This window comes from Nocardia sp. (assembly GCF_025465275.1).
Lineage (GTDB): Bacteria > Actinomycetota > Actinomycetes > Mycobacteriales > Mycobacteriaceae > Nocardia.
Genome location: NZ_JAODNK010000051.1, coordinates 33051 through 51678, shown reverse-complemented (window position 1 = coordinate 51678; position 18628 = coordinate 33051). Strand labels below are relative to the sequence as shown.

The 18628-nt window shown below is 64.6% G+C and carries 20 protein-coding genes; 11 read left to right on the top strand and 9 right to left on the bottom strand.

The features are described from left to right. Positions 1-61: 61 nt before the first annotated feature. Genes JWN03_RS11480 through JWN03_RS11470 form a run of 3 tightly spaced genes read right to left on the bottom strand, consistent with a single transcriptional unit; the run spans position 62 to position 1736 of the window. Positions 62-538: a MarR family winged helix-turn-helix transcriptional regulator gene (locus JWN03_RS11480; protein WP_297613670.1), complete on the bottom strand. Its 477-nt coding sequence runs from the start codon at positions 536-538 to the stop codon at positions 62-64. 41 nt (positions 539-579) lie between these two features. After that, complete coding sequence (locus JWN03_RS11475) at positions 580-900, bottom strand: hypothetical protein (RefSeq protein ID WP_297613668.1); 321 nt, start codon at positions 898-900, stop codon at positions 580-582. A gap of 26 nt (positions 901-926) precedes the next feature. Then, positions 927-1736 (bottom strand): TetR/AcrR family transcriptional regulator, encoded by an 810-nt coding sequence (locus JWN03_RS11470; RefSeq protein ID WP_297613666.1) that lies wholly within the window; start codon positions 1734-1736, stop codon positions 927-929. A gap of 161 nt (positions 1737-1897) precedes the next feature. On the opposite strand from JWN03_RS11470, the gene JWN03_RS11465 reads away from it, so the two are divergent. Together JWN03_RS11465 and JWN03_RS11460 are read left to right on the top strand one after the other, a co-directional pair. Further along, a complete protein-coding gene (locus JWN03_RS11465; RefSeq protein ID WP_297613664.1) occupies positions 1898-2683 on the top strand; it encodes an ABC transporter ATP-binding protein in 786 nt (261 codons plus the stop codon). Beyond that, entirely contained in the window at positions 2680-4020 is a 1341-nt protein-coding gene (locus JWN03_RS11460; protein ID WP_297613662.1) for an FtsX-like permease family protein, read from the top strand. The genes JWN03_RS11465 and JWN03_RS11460 overlap by 4 nt, the downstream gene beginning before the upstream one ends. 7 nt (positions 4021-4027) lie before the next feature. Here the strand turns inward: JWN03_RS11460 and JWN03_RS11455 are convergent, their stop codons facing one another. Further along, positions 4028-4642 (bottom strand): TetR/AcrR family transcriptional regulator, encoded by a 615-nt coding sequence (locus tag JWN03_RS11455; protein WP_297613660.1) that lies wholly within the window; start codon positions 4640-4642, stop codon positions 4028-4030. Positions 4643-4745: 103 nt separating this feature from the next. On the opposite strand from JWN03_RS11455, the gene JWN03_RS11450 reads away from it, so the two are divergent. The 4 genes from JWN03_RS11450 to JWN03_RS11435 all read left to right on the top strand — a co-directional run bounded on the left by JWN03_RS11450 (position 4746) and on the right by JWN03_RS11435 (position 9498). Beyond that, positions 4746-5672: a metal-dependent hydrolase gene (locus JWN03_RS11450; RefSeq protein WP_297613658.1), complete on the top strand. Its 927-nt coding sequence runs from the start codon at positions 4746-4748 to the stop codon at positions 5670-5672. Continuing rightward, complete coding sequence (locus JWN03_RS11445; RefSeq protein ID WP_297613656.1) at positions 5672-6802, top strand: hypothetical protein; 1131 nt, start codon at positions 5672-5674, stop codon at positions 6800-6802. Before JWN03_RS11450 ends, JWN03_RS11445 begins: the two co-directional genes overlap by 1 nt. A 143-nt stretch (positions 6803-6945) precedes the next feature. After that, the gene (locus tag JWN03_RS11440; RefSeq protein WP_297613654.1) at positions 6946-7878 is read left to right on the top strand and encodes an SDR family NAD(P)-dependent oxidoreductase; all 933 of its coding nucleotides are present in this window, start codon (positions 6946-6948) and stop codon (positions 7876-7878) included. Positions 7879-8376: 498 nt separating this feature from the next. Continuing rightward, positions 8377-9498, top strand: a complete 1122-nt coding sequence (locus tag JWN03_RS11435; protein ID WP_297613652.1) for an epoxide hydrolase family protein — start codon at positions 8377-8379, stop codon at positions 9496-9498. Positions 9499-9783: 285 nt separating this feature from the next. On the opposite strand, the gene JWN03_RS11430 is transcribed toward JWN03_RS11435, so the two are convergent. Both JWN03_RS11430 and JWN03_RS11425 read right to left on the bottom strand, forming a co-directional pair. After that, positions 9784-10818: a TY-Chap domain-containing protein gene (locus JWN03_RS11430; protein ID WP_297613651.1), complete on the bottom strand. Its 1035-nt coding sequence runs from the start codon at positions 10816-10818 to the stop codon at positions 9784-9786. Positions 10819-11219: 401 nt separating this feature from the next. Next, a complete protein-coding gene (locus tag JWN03_RS11425) occupies positions 11220-11903 on the bottom strand; it encodes an HAD family hydrolase (RefSeq protein WP_297613650.1) in 684 nt (227 codons plus the stop codon). A gap of 226 nt (positions 11904-12129) precedes the next feature. Here JWN03_RS11425 and JWN03_RS11420 point away from each other — a divergent pair, with 226 nt between their 5' ends. Continuing rightward, complete coding sequence (locus JWN03_RS11420; RefSeq protein ID WP_297613649.1) at positions 12130-12909, top strand: class I SAM-dependent methyltransferase; 780 nt, start codon at positions 12130-12132, stop codon at positions 12907-12909. Positions 12910-13112: 203 nt separating this feature from the next. Continuing rightward, positions 13113-13622, top strand: coding sequence for a hypothetical protein (locus tag JWN03_RS11415; RefSeq protein WP_297613648.1), 510 nt, complete (start codon positions 13113-13115; stop codon positions 13620-13622). Positions 13623-13743: 121 nt separating this feature from the next. On the opposite strand, the gene JWN03_RS11410 is transcribed toward JWN03_RS11415, so the two are convergent. Next, positions 13744-14142, bottom strand: a complete 399-nt coding sequence (locus JWN03_RS11410; RefSeq protein ID WP_297613647.1) for a hypothetical protein — start codon at positions 14140-14142, stop codon at positions 13744-13746. Positions 14143-14465: 323 nt separating this feature from the next. Between JWN03_RS11410 and JWN03_RS11405 the strand changes: the two genes are divergently transcribed. After that, positions 14466-15071, top strand: a complete 606-nt coding sequence (locus JWN03_RS11405; RefSeq protein WP_297613646.1) for a dihydrofolate reductase family protein — start codon at positions 14466-14468, stop codon at positions 15069-15071. A 174-nt stretch (positions 15072-15245) separates the two neighbouring features. Here JWN03_RS11405 and JWN03_RS11400 read toward each other — a convergent pair whose 3' ends face one another. Together JWN03_RS11400 and JWN03_RS11395 are read right to left on the bottom strand one after the other, a co-directional pair. Then, positions 15246-16112 carry an SMI1/KNR4 family protein gene (locus JWN03_RS11400; protein ID WP_297613644.1) on the bottom strand — a complete coding sequence of 289 codons (867 nt, stop codon included), beginning with the start codon at positions 16110-16112 and terminating at the stop codon, positions 15246-15248. Between the two features lie 298 nt (positions 16113-16410). Further along, the gene (locus JWN03_RS11395; RefSeq protein ID WP_297613642.1) at positions 16411-17292 is read right to left on the bottom strand and encodes an alpha/beta fold hydrolase; all 882 of its coding nucleotides are present in this window, start codon (positions 17290-17292) and stop codon (positions 16411-16413) included. 79 nt (positions 17293-17371) lie between these two features. Between JWN03_RS11395 and JWN03_RS11390 the strand changes: the two genes are divergently transcribed. Further along, positions 17372-18001 carry a winged helix-turn-helix transcriptional regulator gene (locus JWN03_RS11390; RefSeq protein WP_297613792.1) on the top strand — a complete coding sequence of 210 codons (630 nt, stop codon included), beginning with the start codon at positions 17372-17374 and terminating at the stop codon, positions 17999-18001. Positions 18002-18166: 165 nt separating this feature from the next. Continuing rightward, positions 18167-18427, top strand: coding sequence for a hypothetical protein (locus JWN03_RS11385; protein ID WP_297613640.1), 261 nt, complete (start codon positions 18167-18169; stop codon positions 18425-18427). The last annotated feature ends 201 nt before the right edge of the window (positions 18428-18628 follow it).

Genomic DNA, 18628 nt, shown 5'->3' with positions numbered 1-18628 from the left:
CTGTTCGAACCAACAAGAGAGACCGTACTAGATAGTTCCGTTGCAGACAATCTATAACGGACTATTGCCGCGCCCGACGTGCCGTCGACGCCTCCGCCGCAGTCGAAAGATGACCGTCCACCAGGCGATTGAGCGCCTTCAACAGAATCTCGCGCTCGCGCACGGGCAGCGCCTCGAGTGCCTCCTGATGGACGCCATCGACGATTTTCGCGCTGCGCCCGGCCAACTCGGCCCCCTTCGCGGTGACCGCGATAATCCGCGCGCGCCGGTCCGTCCTGGACGGCCGGCGCTCGGCCAGCCCCGCCTTCTCCAGTGCGTCGACGGTCACCACCATCGTGGTCTTGTCCATATCCCCGAGCTCGGCGAGCTGTGCCTGCGTGCGCTCATCCTCGAGCGCGTGCACCAGCACGCAGTGCATCCGAGCCGTCAGCCCGATCTCCGCGAGCGCCGACGCCATCCGGGTGCGCAGCACATGACTGGTGTGATCGAGCAGATACGACAGGTCCGGTTCGGTACGCGCGGGCGCCAAAGCAGTCATGCCGCCATCATAGTTTCGTTGCAGATAATCTGCATTGCCCGCTATACGACGGTGAAGGAGGCACTGCGCCCGCGCGCATCCAGCCGCCCGTCACCCCAGCTCGCACTGCCGTAGGCATCGATTTCGATGGCGTACTCACCCTCGGCCAGCGCCTCGGGCAATCGCACCGAAGCCCACGGCCGCGTATCCACGAGATTCAGGTACACCCGCTGCGGGTCGTCGCCCAGCACCACCAGGAAGATCCGCGCGTACTCCAGCTTCTTGCACGCGGTCGCGGCAGACCACTGCACATCGAGCGATCGGTGCGCGGTATCGCTGAACTCGAGGGTGACTCGCAGCGATCGTTCCCCCTCGTAATCCACGGCTTCCTCCTCGTTCCACCTCGGTTTCAGGCTGACACAGCCGGCACGATGTTCGCCACACCGTCGAGCAGACACCGGAGTCCGAAATCGAAAATGCTCTGCGGCGCCGAGGCCTCGAACGCGTCGGAGCCGAAGCGTTCGATCATCGGCAGATTACCTGCGGCGATTACCTCTCGGGCCTTACCGCCGCGCGTGTCCATCCATTGCTCGCGGGTGGTGCCGGATTGCCGTTCGCGCGCCAATTGGTATGCGGCGCTCTGGGTGTGGGTGGACAGGGTGATGGCGATCCGCACCATGGTCGGGAAATCCAGGCCCAGGCCGTCGACGGCCCGGAGCCGCCAATCGGTGTAGGCCATCATGCGAGGCGCGACCGGCGGCCGCGTCGTAATGGCGAACAGCTGTGGTACCCAAGGGTGTTCGGTGTAGATCTGCCATTCCTGGCGAGCGGACAGCTCGAGTTTCGCGCGCCAGCCCGACGGGCCGGGGTCGGGCAGCGGACGGTCACCGAAGACCGCGTCGACCATGAGTTCGCCCAGCTCCTCCTTGCCCGGCACGTAGCGGTACAGCGACATCACGCCGACACCGAGTTCGGCCGCGGTGCGGCGCATGGAGAGTCCGCTGCCGCCCTCCCGGTCCGCCAGCGCGATGGCGGACCGCACAACGTGCTCGGTGGTGAGTGCGGTAGTCGGATCCGCGGGCTGTCCGATATCAGCACGCTGCTTCTCCGCTACCCGTTCCCGGTAGGCCCGCGCCCGGCAGGCGCGTGAGCAGTATTGCGCCGGCCGTCCACGCTCCGAGGACTCCAGTGCGCGTCCGCACACTTGGCAATTCGCCATGCCCCACTCTTTTCGTCACGAACTAGGATACCGTGACAAAAGCTTACCCGATGCCTACTGCGTGTCGATAATATGGCGAAATTAACACTCGAATAGGATCTTTAGCTGCATAAATAAAATCTCAGTCGCCCACACTGCACGACATTGGATACGGTGTATTTATGACTCGTACATCGTATCGGCAAGACGCCCCACCGCAGGCCCTCTCCCCGCACACGGTCGTGCTCCGCAACGTCGTCAAAACCTACGGTTCCGGCCCTGCCGCCACGACCGTGCTCAGTGGCGTATCACTGGCCTTCCCCCGGCGCTCGTTCACGGCGGTCATGGGCCCGTCCGGCTCGGGCAAGAGCACCCTGCTGCAGTGCGCGGGCGGACTGGACCGCCCGGACTCGGGTTCGGTGACCATCGATGGGATCGAGCTGACCACGCTCGACGAGGTCGAACTGACCCGGCTGCGCCGCGACCGGCTGGGCTTCGTCTTCCAGTCCTACAACCTGGTGCCCACACTGACCGTCCGGCAAAACGTCACGCTCCCTGTGGAACTCGCGGGACGCCGGGTCGATGCACAAATGCTGTCCGACCTGCTGACCCGTCTGGGCCTGGCCGGTCACCTGGACGACCGGCCCGCGACCCTGTCCGGCGGTCAGCAGCAACGAGTTTCGATCGCGCGGGCCATGCTGAGCGAGCCGGCGGTGATCTTCGCCGACGAGCCGACCGGTGCACTCGACAGTCATGCGGGAGCCGAGGTGCTGAGGCTGCTGCGGGAGGCCGTCGATATCGCCGGCCGGACAGTCGTCATGGTCACCCACGATCCGCTGGCAGCCTCCGTGGCCGATGCCGTCGTCTTCTTCGCCGACGGACACAACGTGGATCTGATGCATCGCCCGACCGCCGATGCGGTCGCCGCCCGGATGGCGACGCTGGGCGCTGCGGGCGGTGTCCGGTGATCGGGCGGCTGGCACTGGGAACGATACGGGCCCGCCCCGCCGCGTATCTCGCCTCCGGAGGGGTAATCGCCACGGGGACCGCGCTTCTCACCTCGTTCGCGACACTGACGGAAACCGGGCTCGCCGCGCCCGCGGGCAATGGGCACTCGATGGTCATCCTGGCCGCGATCATGGGCGGGTGGGCCATGGCCATCGTGGTGTTCGGCATTGCCTCCACCGTCACCCTCGTGGTCCAGCAGCGGCGACGAGAGTTGGCTCTGCTCAGGGCCATTGGGACCACACCGGGGCAGGTGCGGCGCATGGTGCTGGTGGAGACGGTCGCCATCGCGCTTCCGGCCACCGCCGTGGGGGTGCTGCCCGGTATCGGACTCGGCGCGTTCCTGCTGAGCCGAATGCTGGGCGCGGGCGTCGTCCACGCTCCGATCGAACTCGTAACCACGTGGCGGACAGTAATTTCCGGTGCCGTGATTACCATGCTCGCGGCAGTAGCGGCGGCGGTGATCGCAGGCAAGCGAGCGTCGAATATCGCGCCGGTACTGGCGCTAGCGGAATCGTCCGGCGCACCAGAGGAATCCAGGCTGCTGTCCAGGCCGAGGCTCCGCTTCGGTCTGCTGTCCACCGCCCTGGGCCTGGGCGCCGGGATCGGGACGCTCTTCATGGCGGACAATCCGGTGCTCGCCGCTTCGGCAGGCCCTGCCTGCGTGGGGGTTTCGATCGGACTGGCGCTGCTGTGCCCCACCGTGGTCGCGATAGCCGGACGCATCTCCGGCGCGGTGCCGAGCAGTGTCGGCCGGTTGGCCATGCGCAATCTCGGTGCCCGCGCGGCATTGTCGAGCACCGTCGTCGGGCCGCTCGCAATGCTCGTCGGAATCGCGACCGGCACGCTCTACATGCAGAGCACGGAGGACAGCGTCCCCAGGCCCGCCGCGGACGATGTCGGTCCGCAGTTCGCCGTCGCCAACTATCTGGTGGTGGCGATGATCATCGCCTTCTGCGGCATTGCCGTGACCAACTCACTGATCGCCGCCACTTGGCATCGGCGGCGCGAATTCGGTGTGCTGCAACTGACTTCAGCGACCCGCGGCCAGGTACTGGGCATGGTCACCACCGAGAGCGCCGTCTCGGCCGCCATTGCCGTCGGACTCGGCACGATCGCCGCCATGACCACGGTTGTTCCGTACTCCCTGGTCAAAACCGGTTCGCCGACCCCGCACGGTTCGGTGCTGATGTATCTCGGCATTGTCGGCGGAACCGTCCTGATCGCCTTCGCCGCAACGGTTTCGACCACCGTGCGCGCCACCCGGGTCCGCCCGATCGCCGTCCTCGCTGCGCCCTAGCCGCGCGTCAGACCCGGTTCGTGGTCTGAGCGATGATGGCCGACCCCATCCAGCGGCGCAAGTACCGGCGCAGGTCGGCGGCGCTGCGCGGCGGATTGCCCGGGGCGATGAAGAAGGACTGCATGGTCCGCAGCAGATATTCGACGAGTTCGTGCAGCGATGCGTCGTCGTAGCCGTAGTGCTCCCAGTCGACGTCGAAGCGCCGGATCATGGTCATGCCGAAGGCCTGCGCCTCTTCGGAGGTGATGCCTTCGGGGTGGACGCTGGAGTAGGTGGCCGAAAGCAGAATGCCCAGGTGCGGGGTCCGGGGCACCTGCGTCAGGGTGTAGACGACCGCTTCGGTCATGGCTTCGACCGGATCTTCCATGCCTTTCACCTGCTGTGTCAGCCGATCCAGGTAGCCGTCGACCGAGGCGATGGCCGAGGCGCGCATGAGCGCATCCGCACTCGGGAAGTACCGGTACACCGTCTGACGGATGACACCGAGAGATTCGGCGACATCGGCAATGCTGATTTCCGAGCCGGTCCGCCCGATCAATTCGACTGCGGCAGTGACGATTCGACGCGACGCCTCGTCATCACTCTCCGGCGGACTGCCGCCCCACCCGCGCCTTCTTGCCACTGCGTCGACGCTACCAGGGGGTTGTCGCATCTCCGCTCAATGCCTCGCCGATCGAGGCAATCATACACTTGTACGTTGCTCTGTATGTTTGTATGTTGACCTGATGACAGATCTGGTGGTGCGGAAGATGAATTTCGCCTTCGAGGACTACGACGTCCCCTTCCTCTGGAACGAGGAAAATCCGGCCTTTTCGAGCATGGCCAATGCCGTCTCGTTCCTGGCCATCGGCTTCGAGAAGATGATCGTGCAGATGATCACGCAGGCGAAGCCGCTGATCACCGATGCCGCGGTCGCCGAGGAGGCGGATGCCTTCATGCGACAGGAGGGCCAGCACTCGACCGCACACCGCCAACATGTCCGGGGCCTGATCAGGTCGTATCCGGGACTGCAGGAGACGCTGGATGAGGTGATCGGCGAATTCGATCAGCTCACCTCGAAGACCCCGCTGAACTACCGGCTGGCCTACACCGCAGACCTGGAAGCGACCTTCACCTCGGTGTTCAAGCTGATGCTCGACAATGATTCGACCCTGTTCCAGCCCGGCGACGACCGGGTCGCCTCACTGTTCATCTGGCATTTCGTCGAGGAAGTCGAGCACCGCAGTTCCGCGCTCATCATCTTCGACTCCATGGTCGGCAGCGATGCGTACCGCATGCGGATGGCCCCGTCGATCTTCCGGCACGTCATGAAGGTCATCAGGATCGCGTGCGCGGGATTCAACAAGCATGTACCGCTGGAAGATCGCAAGTCCGATGCGCTGGCGATGTTCGCCTCGCACCGCGGCAAACAGAAGCTGCGCAAGCTGATTCCCAGGCTGCACTTCGAGGACAACGGCCCGATGCCACGCGCGTTCGACGATCTGCGACTGGGTCCGCAACTCATCGCCATGGCCGGGATCATTCGCAGTCAGTTGCCGAAACACAATCCGGCCCACGAGAAATTGCCGGATCTCGCCGCTGTGTGGTTCGAGCGCTACGAAGCCGGTTACGACGTCTCGCGCTGGTACACCGCGGATGCGAAGGTGAACTGATGTCGGACCATTGCTCATCCACCTTCGACCAGCTGGCGAAGGCGCTCGGCTTCTCCTGTCAGCAGGCCGGTGGACTCCTCGAGGTGCGAAACCCACTGGGACTGGAGAATTGGACCCTGCCGGTGCTCGAGGTCACCGTCATTCTCGGCTCGGTGCTGGCACTGGTGCTCGCCATCGTGCGCCTGCGCCGCGGCGATCCCACCAACCTGGTGCTCTGGTTCGGCGCTACCGCATACCTTTTCATCATCGAACCGCCGCTGTACTTCCCCGCGGCGTTCGGCATCAGCGGTCATGTGGATACCATGTTCGCGCACAATGTGTTCACGGTGGATTTCCTCTGGGGCCGGTTGCCGCTGTACATCGTGGCGATCTACCCGTTCATGGCCACGGTGGCATACGAGATCGTCCGAATGCTGGGCGTTTTCAAGCAGTACGGCGCGCTCGTCGGCGCGGTCTGCGTCGGCTTCGTGCATCACGCGTTCTATGAGATCTTCGACCACCTCGGCCCGCAGCTGCGCTGGTGGGAATGGTCGACCAAGAATTCACTGAACCAGCCCTTCTTCGATTCGGTGCCCCTGCCGAGTGTGGTGGTGTTCGCCGCCCTGTGGCCGATGTCGCTGGCCTTCTTCGTGTACTGGTTCGCCGGCCGCCATGTGGACCGGGGCCGGAGCTTCACCGGAATCCAATTGGTCTGGCGCACAATAGTTATCGGCCTACTGGCCGCCCTGGGCACCTTCATCCTGCCGCTCCCCGCAACGATTGCCGGCTCGTTCAGCACCACAGCCGGAGGCTTCCTCTACGCCGCCGAACTGATCATCCTCAGCCTGGTAGCGGCCGTAGTGCTGTTCCGCCAATGGCAGCGCCTGCGCCAGGACCCCGCCGATATCCCCCGCTACTCGAACAATCTCATCCGCTACTACAGCGTCGCCTACCTAGCCGTCTTCGCATTGCTCTGGGCCACAGCCCTACCCGACTTCCTCAACGCCACAAACGGTGTGACCACCAAGGGCGACCCCATCGGCAACCTCTGGTACACCCTGGCCTGTTTCGTAGTCGCAATCCTCTGCGTAATCGCCACATTCACTGTCCAGCACAAGGAAACCCGAACAGCCGCCCTGGCCACTGTCTGACGCCACCGAGTATCGGTGGCCGCGCCGAGCTCGGTGTGGCGAGCTCGAAGTTGGGCAGCGCAGCCGATCACGCATCCGCCTGTGAGCCGGCATGCCAGTGGGATGTGAGGGCGGTGCAAGAGCTTGCTGTGAGGGTTGATGGCATGAGCTGGCAGAGCGGCCGTCGTGCCGATGGGAAGACATTTCTGGTGACCGGCGCCAACGCGGGCATCGGGTATTTCGCCGCAGAACAACTCGCGGCCAGCGGCGCCACCGTGGTGCTGGGCTGCCGAGACACCGTCAAGGGCGACCTGGCGATGCAAGCGATCCGGACACGGGTCGAGGGTGCTCGGCTGCGTCAAGTGCGCTTGGATCTGGCGGATCTGTCCTCGCTGCCTGCGACGGTCGATGCCCTGGGCATCGACAGCTTGGACGCGGTCGTGCTCAATGCCGGGGTCATGCTGTCGGGTCCGGAACGCCGCGTGAGCGCCCAGGGGCACGAATTGATGTTCGCGACAAACCATCTCGGGCATTTCGCACTGATCGCTCACCTGGCGCCGATGCTGACGGCCGCCCCAGGCAGCCGGGTGATCACCGTGGGCAGTTTCGCGGCCCGGTCGGAGCGGCTCGATCTCGCCGATCTGCAGTCCGAGCACGACTATCGGCCCAAGCGTAGTTACGGGCGTTCGAAACTAGCGCAGATGCTGTTCGGTTTCGAACTCGATCGCCGCCTGCGTGCCCGCGGCGCCGACACCGCCAGCATTGTCGTGCACCCCGGCGGCGCCCTGGACATCTTGACCCCGCCACGGCCACCGCTGTTCAGTCGCACCACCGCTCAACACCTGCGCGGACTCCCCGCGAATATGGTGCTGCACGGCAAACACGCAGGGGCCCACCCCATCGTCCGAGCCGTCCTGGACACCGAGATCACGAGCGGGCAACTCTGGGGACCAAGAGTTTTCGGCCTCCGCGGCCAACCACACCAAGTAACCCCTCACCCGCACATGACCGACCCCGACACCGCCGCCCAGCTATGGGCCGCCAGTTCGTCCCGCACAGGCGTCGACCCTCTCGACCGTGCAACGAACGCACAATAATGCCGCGTGGCGCGCTGTTCGAAGCGGCCAGGCGGTAACCCCGAAGGTCAACGGGCTGAGGTCATCTCGATCATCGGCAACGCACTGAAATGCCGATGTGATGGTTCGTATGCATCACCAGAAACGTCGGCGCGGGTGTGGGGTGACTCGGCGGCTACCGTGAGGCTGGGGGCAGGAGTCGGCCACTGAGGACGGGCTGACCCAACGTCCCCTCAGGCCGCGTGCCGCGCTGTTCGGAACGGCCAGCGCGACACCGCGGAAGATCAACCGGCAGCAGGGATCTGGTCCCACACGACGCACTGGTCTGCCGATTACATGTATCTTTCGCCGTGTTCGTTGCCGCCTTTGTCGTTGCCCCGGCGTAGGTTTCGCGTGTCGAACTGGGCGAGCTGGACCGCGGGTACATCTGCTCGGAATATTCCCGTGGCGACCATGGCTACTGTTGCGCGGATTCGAGCATCTGATCCGATAACGCCTTGACCAGTAAGGAGCCTTGCCATGTCCGCCGAGCCATTCGAGGTCAGCATCACCGAAGCCGAGATCGCGGACCTGCGTGAACGATTGCGACGGACGCGGTGGCCCGAGCCCGAGCCGGTGGACGACTGGTCACAGGGGTTGCCGCTGGCGTATGCGCAGGAGCTTTGCCGCAGCTGGGCCGAGGACTACGACTTCGGGTTCGCCGAGCGGCTGAACGTGTTCCCGCAGTACCGCGACACGATCGACGGGCTGGGCATCCACTTCCTGCACGTCCGCTCGCCGGAGCCGGACGCGTTCCCGCTGGTGCTCACGCACGGGTGGCCGGGTTCGGTGCTCGAGTTCCTGGAGGTCCTCGGCCCGCTGACCGACCCGCGCGCACACGGCGGTGACCCGGCGGACGCGTTCCACGTGGTCGCGCCGTCGTTGCCCGGATACGGCTGGAGTGACAAGCCGTCGACGACCGGGTGGGGTGTCACTCGCACCGCGCGCGCCTGGGACACGTTGATGGTCTCGCTGGGTTACGAACGGTACGGCGCACAGGGCGGTGACTGGGGTTCGGCGGTGTCCGGCGCGCTGGGTGAGGTGGCGCCCGAGCGGGTCGCCGGCGTGCACCTGAACCTGGGATCCGTGGCGGCGGGCATGTTCGACGACCCGACGCCCGCGGAGCTGGCGAATCTCGAGGCCGAGAAGGGGTTCCAGCGCACCGGCCGCGGGTACTCGGCGATCCAGGCGACCCGGCCGCAGACGCTCGGCTACGGCCTCACCGACTCCCCGGCGGGGCAGGCCGCCTGGATCGCCGAGAAGTTCTGGGCGTGGACGGACAACGACGGCCATCCCGAGGACGCGTTGTCGCGGCAGACGATCCTCGACGAGATCTCGGTCTATTGGTTCACCGCGTCGGCCGCGTCGTCGGCGCGCCTGTACTGGGAGAGCTTCGCCAACTTCCGGGACAAGGTGACCGCACCATCCGGGCTGTCGGTCTACCCGCGCGACATCACCCGCCCGTCGAGGCGGGAGGCCGAGCTGCGGTTCACCGACCTGCGCTGGTTCGAGGAGTTGCCGCATGGTGGCCACTTCGCCGCGCTCGAGCAGCCGAAGTCGCTGGTCGAGCAGGTGCGCGGGTTCTTCCGCCTGTTCCGCTGACTGTCCGTGCCATCGCCTGGGAAGCCCGGCGCGGCGGAAGATCAACCAAGCGTGCCGATTCGACAAACTCTCGGATTCCGCACAATCAGAAGCACTCGATGAAGAGTTGCGTTGACCACCTGAACCCGCACCGATTACAGGATGGGTCGTGCCCGTTCCGGCAGTGGTGAATGATCAGCTCACCCCTGCGATTACGAGTGACCGATCCAACACGCAGATAGACGGCCGGCGTGCTGGGACGTCTCTGAGGAGTACGTCGCCGCCGCATTCTCTGGTGTCGACGAATCAGGCATGGGGCACGCCGAGATCGGCAGACACATAAGACATATCGTCGACCCCTGCCAAGTTCGAGAACGCCTCGAATGCGAGATCGCTTGGCCGCTCAGCGCCGCCGACGGTGCGCAATGTCGTGACCACCAGAGCTACCAGCCGATCCAAGGTCGGGGCCACTGTTCCGGTCCCGGCCGGCGGGGTGGTCCATTGTTCGAACTCGACCATGCCTTCGAGCCCGTAGGGCGTGCCCCAGCGCCATCCCAAGTCACTCATTCGATCCTGCGGTTCTCGGGCGCTCGCGTCAGCGCCGGTTGAGCACAGTCCCCGGATCGCGTCGTCCAGCTCTTTGCTGAGCTGCATGGACAATGATCGCCCGGGGATCGATAGGTTCAGGTAGCCCAGGTTGGGCAAGGTGGTCAACACCCACTCGAGACGGCTGGCGAATTCGTCCCAATCCGAACAGTGCGGGGACAAACCGCGCGAGGCGGGCCGATCCGGAGCTACATCACCGACGCGAGGGGCTCGATCTGGCCCGTAGTTGCTGTACGCGCTCACGCGCAGATGTGCAGGTGTGGTGCGCAATCCGTCACGAAGGACCGCGATGATCGCAGTCGCCACCTCGTCCCGATATCCGGCGTTATGGCGCCAGCCGGTCCACCACTCGCGTGCGTACTCCTCGATCCGTTGCCCGCTGCCCTTCGCGGTTTCCTCACGACCACCGCGAAGCTCGACAGGTCGCCACAGCGGTTGATCGTTGGGCACCATCCGACCCGATTCATAGTCACGGACCATCGAAAACGACGTTGTCCGCTGCGAATCGAGCACCGACCGCAATCGATCAGCGTCCGTCGGATCGTCCGGCACCGTCACCCTGATAGTGATGCCTTTGTCCTCAGCCCAGAACAGCACCCGCTGTCCGGTCAGCGTGTCGCGTAGCTGGACGCTGTCGCCATCCTTCGGTGAGATCATCCGCTCGTCATTGTCCCAGTCCGGGTACAAGACCCACGTGATGTCCTTCGCCAGACCCGCCCAATCATCGTCGGCCACAACCACTCCTGTCTTCACCGCCGACAACCTACCGACACCAACCGACAACCATCGCGGAGTCCCGGGGCGAAACACTCGCGGTTACCCGACCCGTACCGACCCAGCCGGTCAGCGTGCTCGACGCTGGAAGGTCAGACAGGGAGCTCACAAGAGCTCGCTGATCCACGACAGACATCCTGTCTTGCCGCTTCCCGCGCGAATTCGAAACGGTTGCAGAGCTCTCCAGAGGATCGCGTGGCAGGCCATCCGGCCTATTCGTGCACTTTCGCCGCGATTCAGGCAGGAAACCACCATTTGAAGCCGCCCAGTGCACGATAAGGCCGGATCTGCGTCCCCGGCAACGGACTTCGCAATGCGCGCTACTGCCGAATTGAGTGTGCTCGTCACCGTGCAGTCGTAGATCATTCCCGTACGCTGGCCAGCGCCAGCAATGTGTCGATGGCATCACATGTGTCCTGCGCGCTGGCATCAGGTCCAAGGACACCACCGGTCCACTCGCGGCCGTGTGAGACCCAGCAGGTCGACATTCCCGTGCTGCGCCCGCCCCGGATATCCAGGATCGGGTCGTCTCCGATCATCCACCCGCCTTCAGCGGTCTCGGCTCCCGCCTGCCGTGCGGCGAGACGGAAGATCTGCGGGTCCGGCTTGCGCAAACCGACCTCACCCGAGATGACATAGCCATCAACATGTTCGGCGATCCCTGTGCGGCGGATCTTGCCGAGTTGGTTGTCCAGGGCTCCGTTGGTCACGATCCCGACCATCCAGCCGTCGCGCCGCAGACGCGCGAGCCCGTCGAGCACACCGGGGCGAGCCTGTGCCAGCTCCGGGATCCTGCGCCGATACTGGTTCCAGAGTTCACTGACACTCTCGGAGAGCCCGAACTGCGCTTTGGCCTGGGCAAGTAGTCGATCCTTCGGGCCGGGAAAGACCTTTGGCGCGGTGTTCAGCCAGCTGATCGAATCAGCTCTCAGCCGGTGCCGCTCGGCGAATTCGGCGGCCCACCAGGAGTAGGCGCCGCTCAGATCGATCAGCGTGTCGTCGAGGTCGAACAGGGCCAGTCGCGGGCTTGTTCCGGGTTTGTTCACGATATGGGCAACAGCCGCCGCGGATCAGATCTCGGGGTTTCGATCAACATGATGCAATAACCGCTCGGTGAATGAAGAAACCGCCTGGCCCACCGCCAAACCGCTAGCGCCACTTGACAACTTACGCAACTGGGATGTCCGAGTAGCCGAGTTGCGTGCGATGGCCCGAAGCACCCCCAAAGCAAAATCCGTTGCCGTCGTGTACAGACACGGCTCAGGATTCGATATGACTTCTGATGTCGCACAGCAGTATTCCAACGCCTCGGAAGACGATCGCCTCTCCAGATCCCCTCACGGACGTCTGGAGTTCCTTCGCACACAAGAACTGATCCGGCGCGTCCTCACTGCGCCGATAAGAGTGCTCGATGTCGGGGGCGGGACTGGGGTCCATGCCGAATGGTTGGCGAACAACGGTCACATTGTGCACCTCATCGACCCGGTACCCGAACATGTCGAGATGGCTGCGACGCTGCCCGGGGTGATCGCGGAACTGGGCGATGCCCGGCAGCTGCCCGCTCCCGCCGACAGTGTCGATGTCGTCCTGCTGCTCGGACCGATGTACCACCTCACCGAATCCGAAGAGCGCGCAACGGCTTTGAATGAGGCCGTGCGCGTACTTCGTCCCGGAGGCATCCTGATCGTGGCCGCGATAAGTCGCTATCTGTCGGCTCTGGAGACGGGTACCAACGGCAGCCTCGACGTCACGCTGGCAGATGCGGTGCGCGAAGTGATCGCCACAAGTGACTACGACGGGCACGTCGGATTCGTTCGGACTCACTGGCATACCGCAGACGAACTCCGTACAGAGATCGAGGCAGCCGGTCTCCTGGATGTCGATATCTACGGCATCGAAGGTCCGGCCTGGCCCACACTCGATCACGCCGGCCAACACAACTTTCCATCTCTCGTGACAGCAGCATTGCACTGTGCGCGAATGCTTGAGCAGGACCCACTGCTGATCAATGCCAGCGCACACCTACTGGCAATCGCCCGAACCGTGCACTGACGCGGATCTGACATCATCGCACGCTTCTGCCGCATAGTGCGCTGTTCGAACCGGCCACCGCAGGCTCTCGGAAGATCCACGGGGAGAACGCTGTACGGCCATCGGGTGCGTACTCATGTCGACGACCTAGTGTGAGGGCTTGGTGCGCGGCTGATCCCGCGTTGCATCGAGACGAGGAATCGGGGATGGGTAGCTACCGAAAGTTGAGCCGGGCGGCGTTGCGGCAGCGGGAGAAAGACCAGCATGATCCGGCGTGGCTGACGTGGTTGTCGGAGATGGACGGCGCGCTCGAGACGTACTTCGCTGTGGATGCGCCTGACATGCCGGGTGATCCGTTCACCGCGGTGGGCTTGGCGCATGCGGAGCGAGTTTTCATGGCCATGTTCTCCGCCGTTGACCCCTTGTTCGAGCCGGAGCACGCTGCAGTGGTCGATCGGTTCCAGCGGTATGTGGGCGAGACATTCGTTCGTAGCTTCGACGGCCGATGGATGAACGTGCGGATCTCCGAGAGCCGCGATACCGACGTGTTCTTCGACCGACGTGGATTTGAGCCGGTGGTGCTAACACCGTTCCAGGATTCCTTTATCGATGTGGTGTCGATGGTTCTGACGGCGGTGCACTGCCGTGCCGGCGGGGAGTGGGCGTGGATCTATGGGAACTCTGCGCAGGACTACGCCGAGTGGCGGGCGCCCGGTCAGCCTCGCATCCTGTAATGCCGCGTTGCGCGCGTTGGTCGGCCGTCCAAACCGGTTGGCCGACAGCTCTCCCTGGTGCGCGCTCATGCCGATGACCGGGTGACTCTATGGCCGTGGAGATCATTCGAACTGGGCGCAGCTATCGCTGCTGAACCCAATTCGGGCTCCACGCGTTGATGAGCATGGCAGCAACCATGGTCGTTTGGCCCATCAGTTGGCCCGTTACCGTGCCCCCGCCGAAGAATGACCAGGTAGCGCCGGTCAGAAGCACGCCAGACGTGACGAACACGAAAAGTACCCGACGCTTTGTCCATCCCCTCCGCCAGCTACCTGGCGCGGCTGGATCTTGCCAGAGAAGCGCGAAGAAGCTCGCCACGATACTGGCAAGAAGCGCAAGATCGAATAGACGGCCCGCGATCGCATCGTTGGAATCTCTGCTGACGATCAGTCTGGTGGCCGCAGCCAGATATACGCCGACGGCGAGCAGCGTGGCAACCGATCTGATCGGCGAATACCGCTTCTTCCGTCCATCCGGCACAGCCGATCCCGCCCCACTTGTGTCCACAAGCAGGAGGTTACGGGTCCGAGGGTTGAGGCGCTTGTTCAACAAGGCGCGCTCATGCCCGTTCGAAAAGGTCGCGCGGCGCACCCGAAGATCAACGGGCAGAGACCTTCTCGGGCAGCCAGCCTGTCGGCCGAACGCACGCTTCTGCCGCTTACACGGCTGTTGGGGCCAGCCCCCCTCGGACGAGAGGATCGCTTGCGGTGTCATAGGTTTACCTCGTTTCCTCACGGCGTGGCCGATGAGTTTGTGGCTCCTGGTCGGTCAGAGCTTGTGACACCCGAGGAAAGGACATCGCCATGTCGGAGCTTCTCGTCGACTTCATCACCTCTCTCGACGGGTATGCGTCGGGTGAGGGATGGCCCGGGTTCTGGGGCCTCAAGGGCCCGGAGTACCTCGCATGGCTCGGCGAGCAACCCGAGGCCACCCATCTGATGGGAGCGAACACCTACCGACTGATGTCGGGCTTCGCCGCCGGCGAGGTCCCCGCGGGCCTGGACGAGTTCAGGCCAGAAGAAGAGGCGTCCGTCGACGAGCTCACGAAAGCGTCCAAGGTGGTGTTCTCCTCCTCACTCGAGGGTCCGCTGACGTGGGCCAACTCCACGCTGGTGCGCGAGGACGCCGTCGAAGCGGTCCGCGCCATGAAAGCGGGTAGCTCCGGGCTTCTGGCCACGATCGGCAGCGTGAGCCTGTGCCGGTCCCTGCTCCGAGCCGGACTCGTCGACCGATTCCGGGTCGTCATGTTCCCGGTGATCACCGGTGCCACGGGTGCCGAACGCATCTACGACGGCTATCCAGATGTTGCCCTCGAGATGATCGAGCACCGCACCTTCGACGGCCGCATCCAGTTGGTCGAGTACAGGCCTTCGGTGCTCGAGCACCCGCCGCTCGGCGCCCCGGCCTGACCCTCACCCGCCCGCCCGCACTGCGGAAGATCAGCGGGCCCGAGGCAACTCGGACCCTTCTGATGTCCGTGGCCGAATTGAGTGTGTTCGGTCACGGATGGCGGGTGGTGTGGCCATCCTGCGGCTGCGTGGCGAGCGAATTGCCTCGGTGCTCGACCAGGACTTACAGGCCGGTCAGTGGCGGTCGATTTGCGAGTCTGTGATTCCGCAGTTGGATGCGGGGCACACGTGCCCGTCGCCGGGGTGGTTGTGGACTTGCAGGTATCTAGCGCCGCCGCTGCGATTTGTCTCTATATGCACCTGTTGCTGACATTCGGGACAAGTGATGTGCGAGAGTCTAAGACCATTCGGGATATCCATCGGATGACTGCCATAGAGATTGATCAGTCTTTGCCGAGCGTTATCGTCCACGGGCGGTACCGGTGGAAACGTCCAGTGCATAACGAACTTCCCAGTGAGGTCCGACTCTCGCACTCCAGGGATCCAGTCGTCGAAGGGGGTGCGGGTGTCGAGGGAGTAAGTGAGGGCGTCGAAGAATTCGAGCAGCGTGTCGGCCCACAGGGTGCCTTCGAAAGCGCCCGAGCCGATACCCAATTCGATGACGTGACCGTAGGTCGGTCCGGGGCGGTGCTCGACGAACAAGATACCGGCGTCGATGGAGTGAGCGATCGGAACCCATTGGTGGGCATGGCCGTAGAGGGTATCCTCGCCCAAACCCAATGCTCGATTCTCGGCGCTGAATGTGGTTCGCCATTCGTGACCGGCGAGGATCTGGTCGATCGGGTCGAGCATGTACCCCAGCGGCAGGAATTCGGCCCCTTCGGCGGCATTCCCGTCGACATACACGGTGCCGTTGTGATGCTCGAGCAGTGCCCGGACGTCGGGGTGCAGCGCGAAACCCTGGACAGCTTCCAGATGCGCGATCTGCTCGGCGGTGGCGCCGGGTTGCAGCGTCGCGGCGGAGGCGGGCGAGTACACGCGGAGGTGATGGAGGAAATGGGTCCATACCTGGTCGAAGGTGTGCGGAGCGGGGTGAGGCATGCGGTGACCATAGCGACGGGCACTGACACCGCCCGGTGGGCAACTGTTCGCAAGGCTTCTGCTCTCACGCCTGTGTGGCTCCGACACACGCTGGCCTGGTACCCACTAACGCACTAATCTGCCGCTGACCGCGCTGGCCGAACCGGCCAGCGCCGTGCGGCGGAAGATCAACTGGCGGAGGCCATCCGAGGCCGGCCGAACGCACGCACGTGCCGATGACCATGCAGGTAGCCGCTGAAGATCCCGCGTCCGCTGCGATCATGGACGCTGGGCGTATCGGTTCAGGTCCGTTGGTCCGCTACGTCGCTGTCCAGTCGCGGATCGCGGCGACGAACTCTTCGGGCGCGTCGGACTCCACATAGATGCCCGCACCCTCGACGATCACGGTCTTGTGGTCAGGGAACGTCGCTTCCAGCCGCTCACGCTCCTGGGGCCGGAAGGCGAAGTCGGCGTCACCCCACACGATCAATGTCGGGAGGTGAGCGATGTCGGTAAGGCCGGCTTCGACCTCGGCGAAGAAGGCCCGGCTGGCGACGATCCGGCCGGGGAGCACTGCACAGGCCTGGCGACGCTCGGGCGTATCCAGCGCCCGGCGGTAGTGGGTCATCTCAGCCGCGCTCGGCTTCCGCCGTCGATGACCGATGGGGATGAACGCGTTGACGATCAGGTTGAGCCGCCGAACCAGAAAGCGGATCGGGAGCCCGCCGACGATGCGCGAGAAGGCCTCGAAATGCAGGTCGCCGTTGACCGGCCACGCCCAGGTGTTGGCGAGCACCAACCGATCGAAGACACCCGGCCGCCGCTGTGCGACCGCCATGCCGATCGGGCCACCCCAGTCCTGCCCGACCATAGTGACACCCTCGAGATCGAGCGTGTCGACGAACCTGGTGACCACGTCGGCGTGCTCCTCAGGCAGGTAACGGTAGCCGGGCTTCGCAGTCGACAGCCCGAAGCCCGGATAATCCAGTGCGACGCAACGGAATTCGTCACGCAACGCACCGATCACATCGCGCCAGAGGAACGACCAGGTCGGGTTGCCGTGCAGGAGCAGCAGTGTCGGACCCGACCCCTCGTCGACGTAGTGCACGGCGTGCCCGTCGATATCGACGAAACGGCTCTCGAACGGAAACAGGTCGTCGTCGACCCAGCTGGGCCGAACGCTCTTGGTGATATCGGCCATCGTGAACCCCTCTGAGCTCGGCAGCACGGTAAGCTTGAGGATCTCACGTGTACTTGAGAAATTCAAGCGATTGAAGGAAATGATGCGCAGCTACGGCCAGTACTGCGGGCTCGCCCGGTCCCTCGAAGTCGTCGGCGACCGATGGAACCTGCTCATCGTCCGCCAGCTCCTCAGCGCCCCTGCCCGCTACCGAGACCTGATCGACGGTCTACCCGGCATCGCGACCAATCTGCTCGCCGACCGGCTCCGCGACCTCGAGACCTCCGGCGTGGTCGAGCGACGACTAGCGGGGGTCGGCAACGTGGTCGAGTACGCCCTCACACCGTGGGGCGCCGAACTACGCCGGCCGATCGAGAGCCTGATCCGCTGGTCCACCCCCCTGATGCTCCGCGGCCCCGAGGGCGACTCCTTCCGCCCCGAATGGCTCGCCCTCGCCGTACCAGCTCTGCTCGACGCCCGGGTCGAAGTCCGCCCCTCGGCGACGATCGGCCTCGAGATCGGCGGCCCGCCCTTCCAACTCCGCGCGACGCCCGCCGGGTTCGAGGTCGGCCCGCATGACGGCCGCGCCCTCGACGCCACCGTCCGCGCCGACCCCGCCTACATCCTCGGCCTCGCCGCCGGCGCCCTCACCCTCAGCGAAGCCCGCACCCTCGGACTGGTCGAAATCGACGGCGACGAGTCCATCGTCCGCACCGTCCTCGCCGCCTGACGGGGCCGCTCCGTCCGGCGCGCGGTGGCAGCAGCGCGAATTCGTAGCCTCGACGAATTCACTCCGGAGCCCCCGAAGATCGGGGCATCGAGTGTCGGGGCTGTCGGAGGTGGGGTGGAGGTTGAATACTGGCTCGCGCCAGGTTCGAGAAATTGTGGGGTCATTATGAATTCGAAGAAGATAGTCGGAGCTTTTGCTGTGGCGGCCGCGTTGTGTACGCCGGTAGCGGCGCTGGCCGGGCCTGCGCAGGCGACGCCGGTCAGTGGGATGCAGCCTGTTGATTCGGGGATTCCCATGGGGTCGGCCGATTCGGCGTCGGGGATTCTCGGGCCGCGCAGCGGGTCTGCCTATCAGACCTTGAACCATCTGGTCTGCGTGCTGTTCCACACCAGCCTGGATGGATCGGTGGGCGTTCCGTTCTGCTGACAGATCGGTGAACGGGCATTCGCAGGTTGCTCGGCTTTCGCCCTGACTTGCGGCTGGTGACGCGATCCTTACATCTGGCTATTGCCCGATCCGCTGCGCAGCGAGTGCTTACCGGCTGCGCAACAGGATATTACGGGCTGCTAAGCGCTGCCGAATGCACCGAGGATCGCGTTAGCGACACCGTTGCCGAGACCCCAACCA

What these genes read in the sequence shown, in the direction of transcription:
- JWN03_RS11450 (WP_297613658.1), top strand. Translation starts at nt 4,746, where the DNA reads ATGACAGATCTGGTGGTGCGGAAGATGAATTTCGCCTTCGAGGACTAC.
- JWN03_RS11395 (WP_297613642.1), bottom strand. Translation starts at nt 17,292, where the DNA reads ATGGCCGATATCACCAAGAGCGTTCGGCCCAGCTGGGTCGACGACGAC.
- JWN03_RS11435 (WP_297613652.1), top strand. Translation starts at nt 8,377, where the DNA reads ATGTCCGCCGAGCCATTCGAGGTCAGCATCACCGAAGCCGAGATCGCG.
- JWN03_RS11470 (WP_297613666.1), bottom strand. Translation starts at nt 1,736, where the DNA reads ATGGCGAATTGCCAAGTGTGCGGACGCGCACTGGAGTCCTCGGAGCGT.
- JWN03_RS11400 (WP_297613644.1), bottom strand. Translation starts at nt 16,112, where the DNA reads ATGCCTCACCCCGCTCCGCACACCTTCGACCAGGTATGGACCCATTTC.
- JWN03_RS11440 (WP_297613654.1), top strand. Translation starts at nt 6,946, where the DNA reads ATGAGCTGGCAGAGCGGCCGTCGTGCCGATGGGAAGACATTTCTGGTG.
- JWN03_RS11480 (WP_297613670.1), bottom strand. Translation starts at nt 538, where the DNA reads ATGACTGCTTTGGCGCCCGCGCGTACCGAACCGGACCTGTCGTATCTG.
- JWN03_RS11385 (WP_297613640.1), top strand. Translation starts at nt 18,167, where the DNA reads ATGAATTCGAAGAAGATAGTCGGAGCTTTTGCTGTGGCGGCCGCGTTG.
- JWN03_RS11465 (WP_297613664.1), top strand. Translation starts at nt 1,898, where the DNA reads ATGACTCGTACATCGTATCGGCAAGACGCCCCACCGCAGGCCCTCTCC.
- JWN03_RS11445 (WP_297613656.1), top strand. Translation starts at nt 5,672, where the DNA reads ATGTCGGACCATTGCTCATCCACCTTCGACCAGCTGGCGAAGGCGCTC.
- JWN03_RS11420 (WP_297613649.1), top strand. Translation starts at nt 12,130, where the DNA reads ATGACTTCTGATGTCGCACAGCAGTATTCCAACGCCTCGGAAGACGAT.
- JWN03_RS11390 (WP_297613792.1), top strand. Translation starts at nt 17,372, where the DNA reads ATGATGCGCAGCTACGGCCAGTACTGCGGGCTCGCCCGGTCCCTCGAA.
- JWN03_RS11405 (WP_297613646.1), top strand. Translation starts at nt 14,466, where the DNA reads ATGTCGGAGCTTCTCGTCGACTTCATCACCTCTCTCGACGGGTATGCG.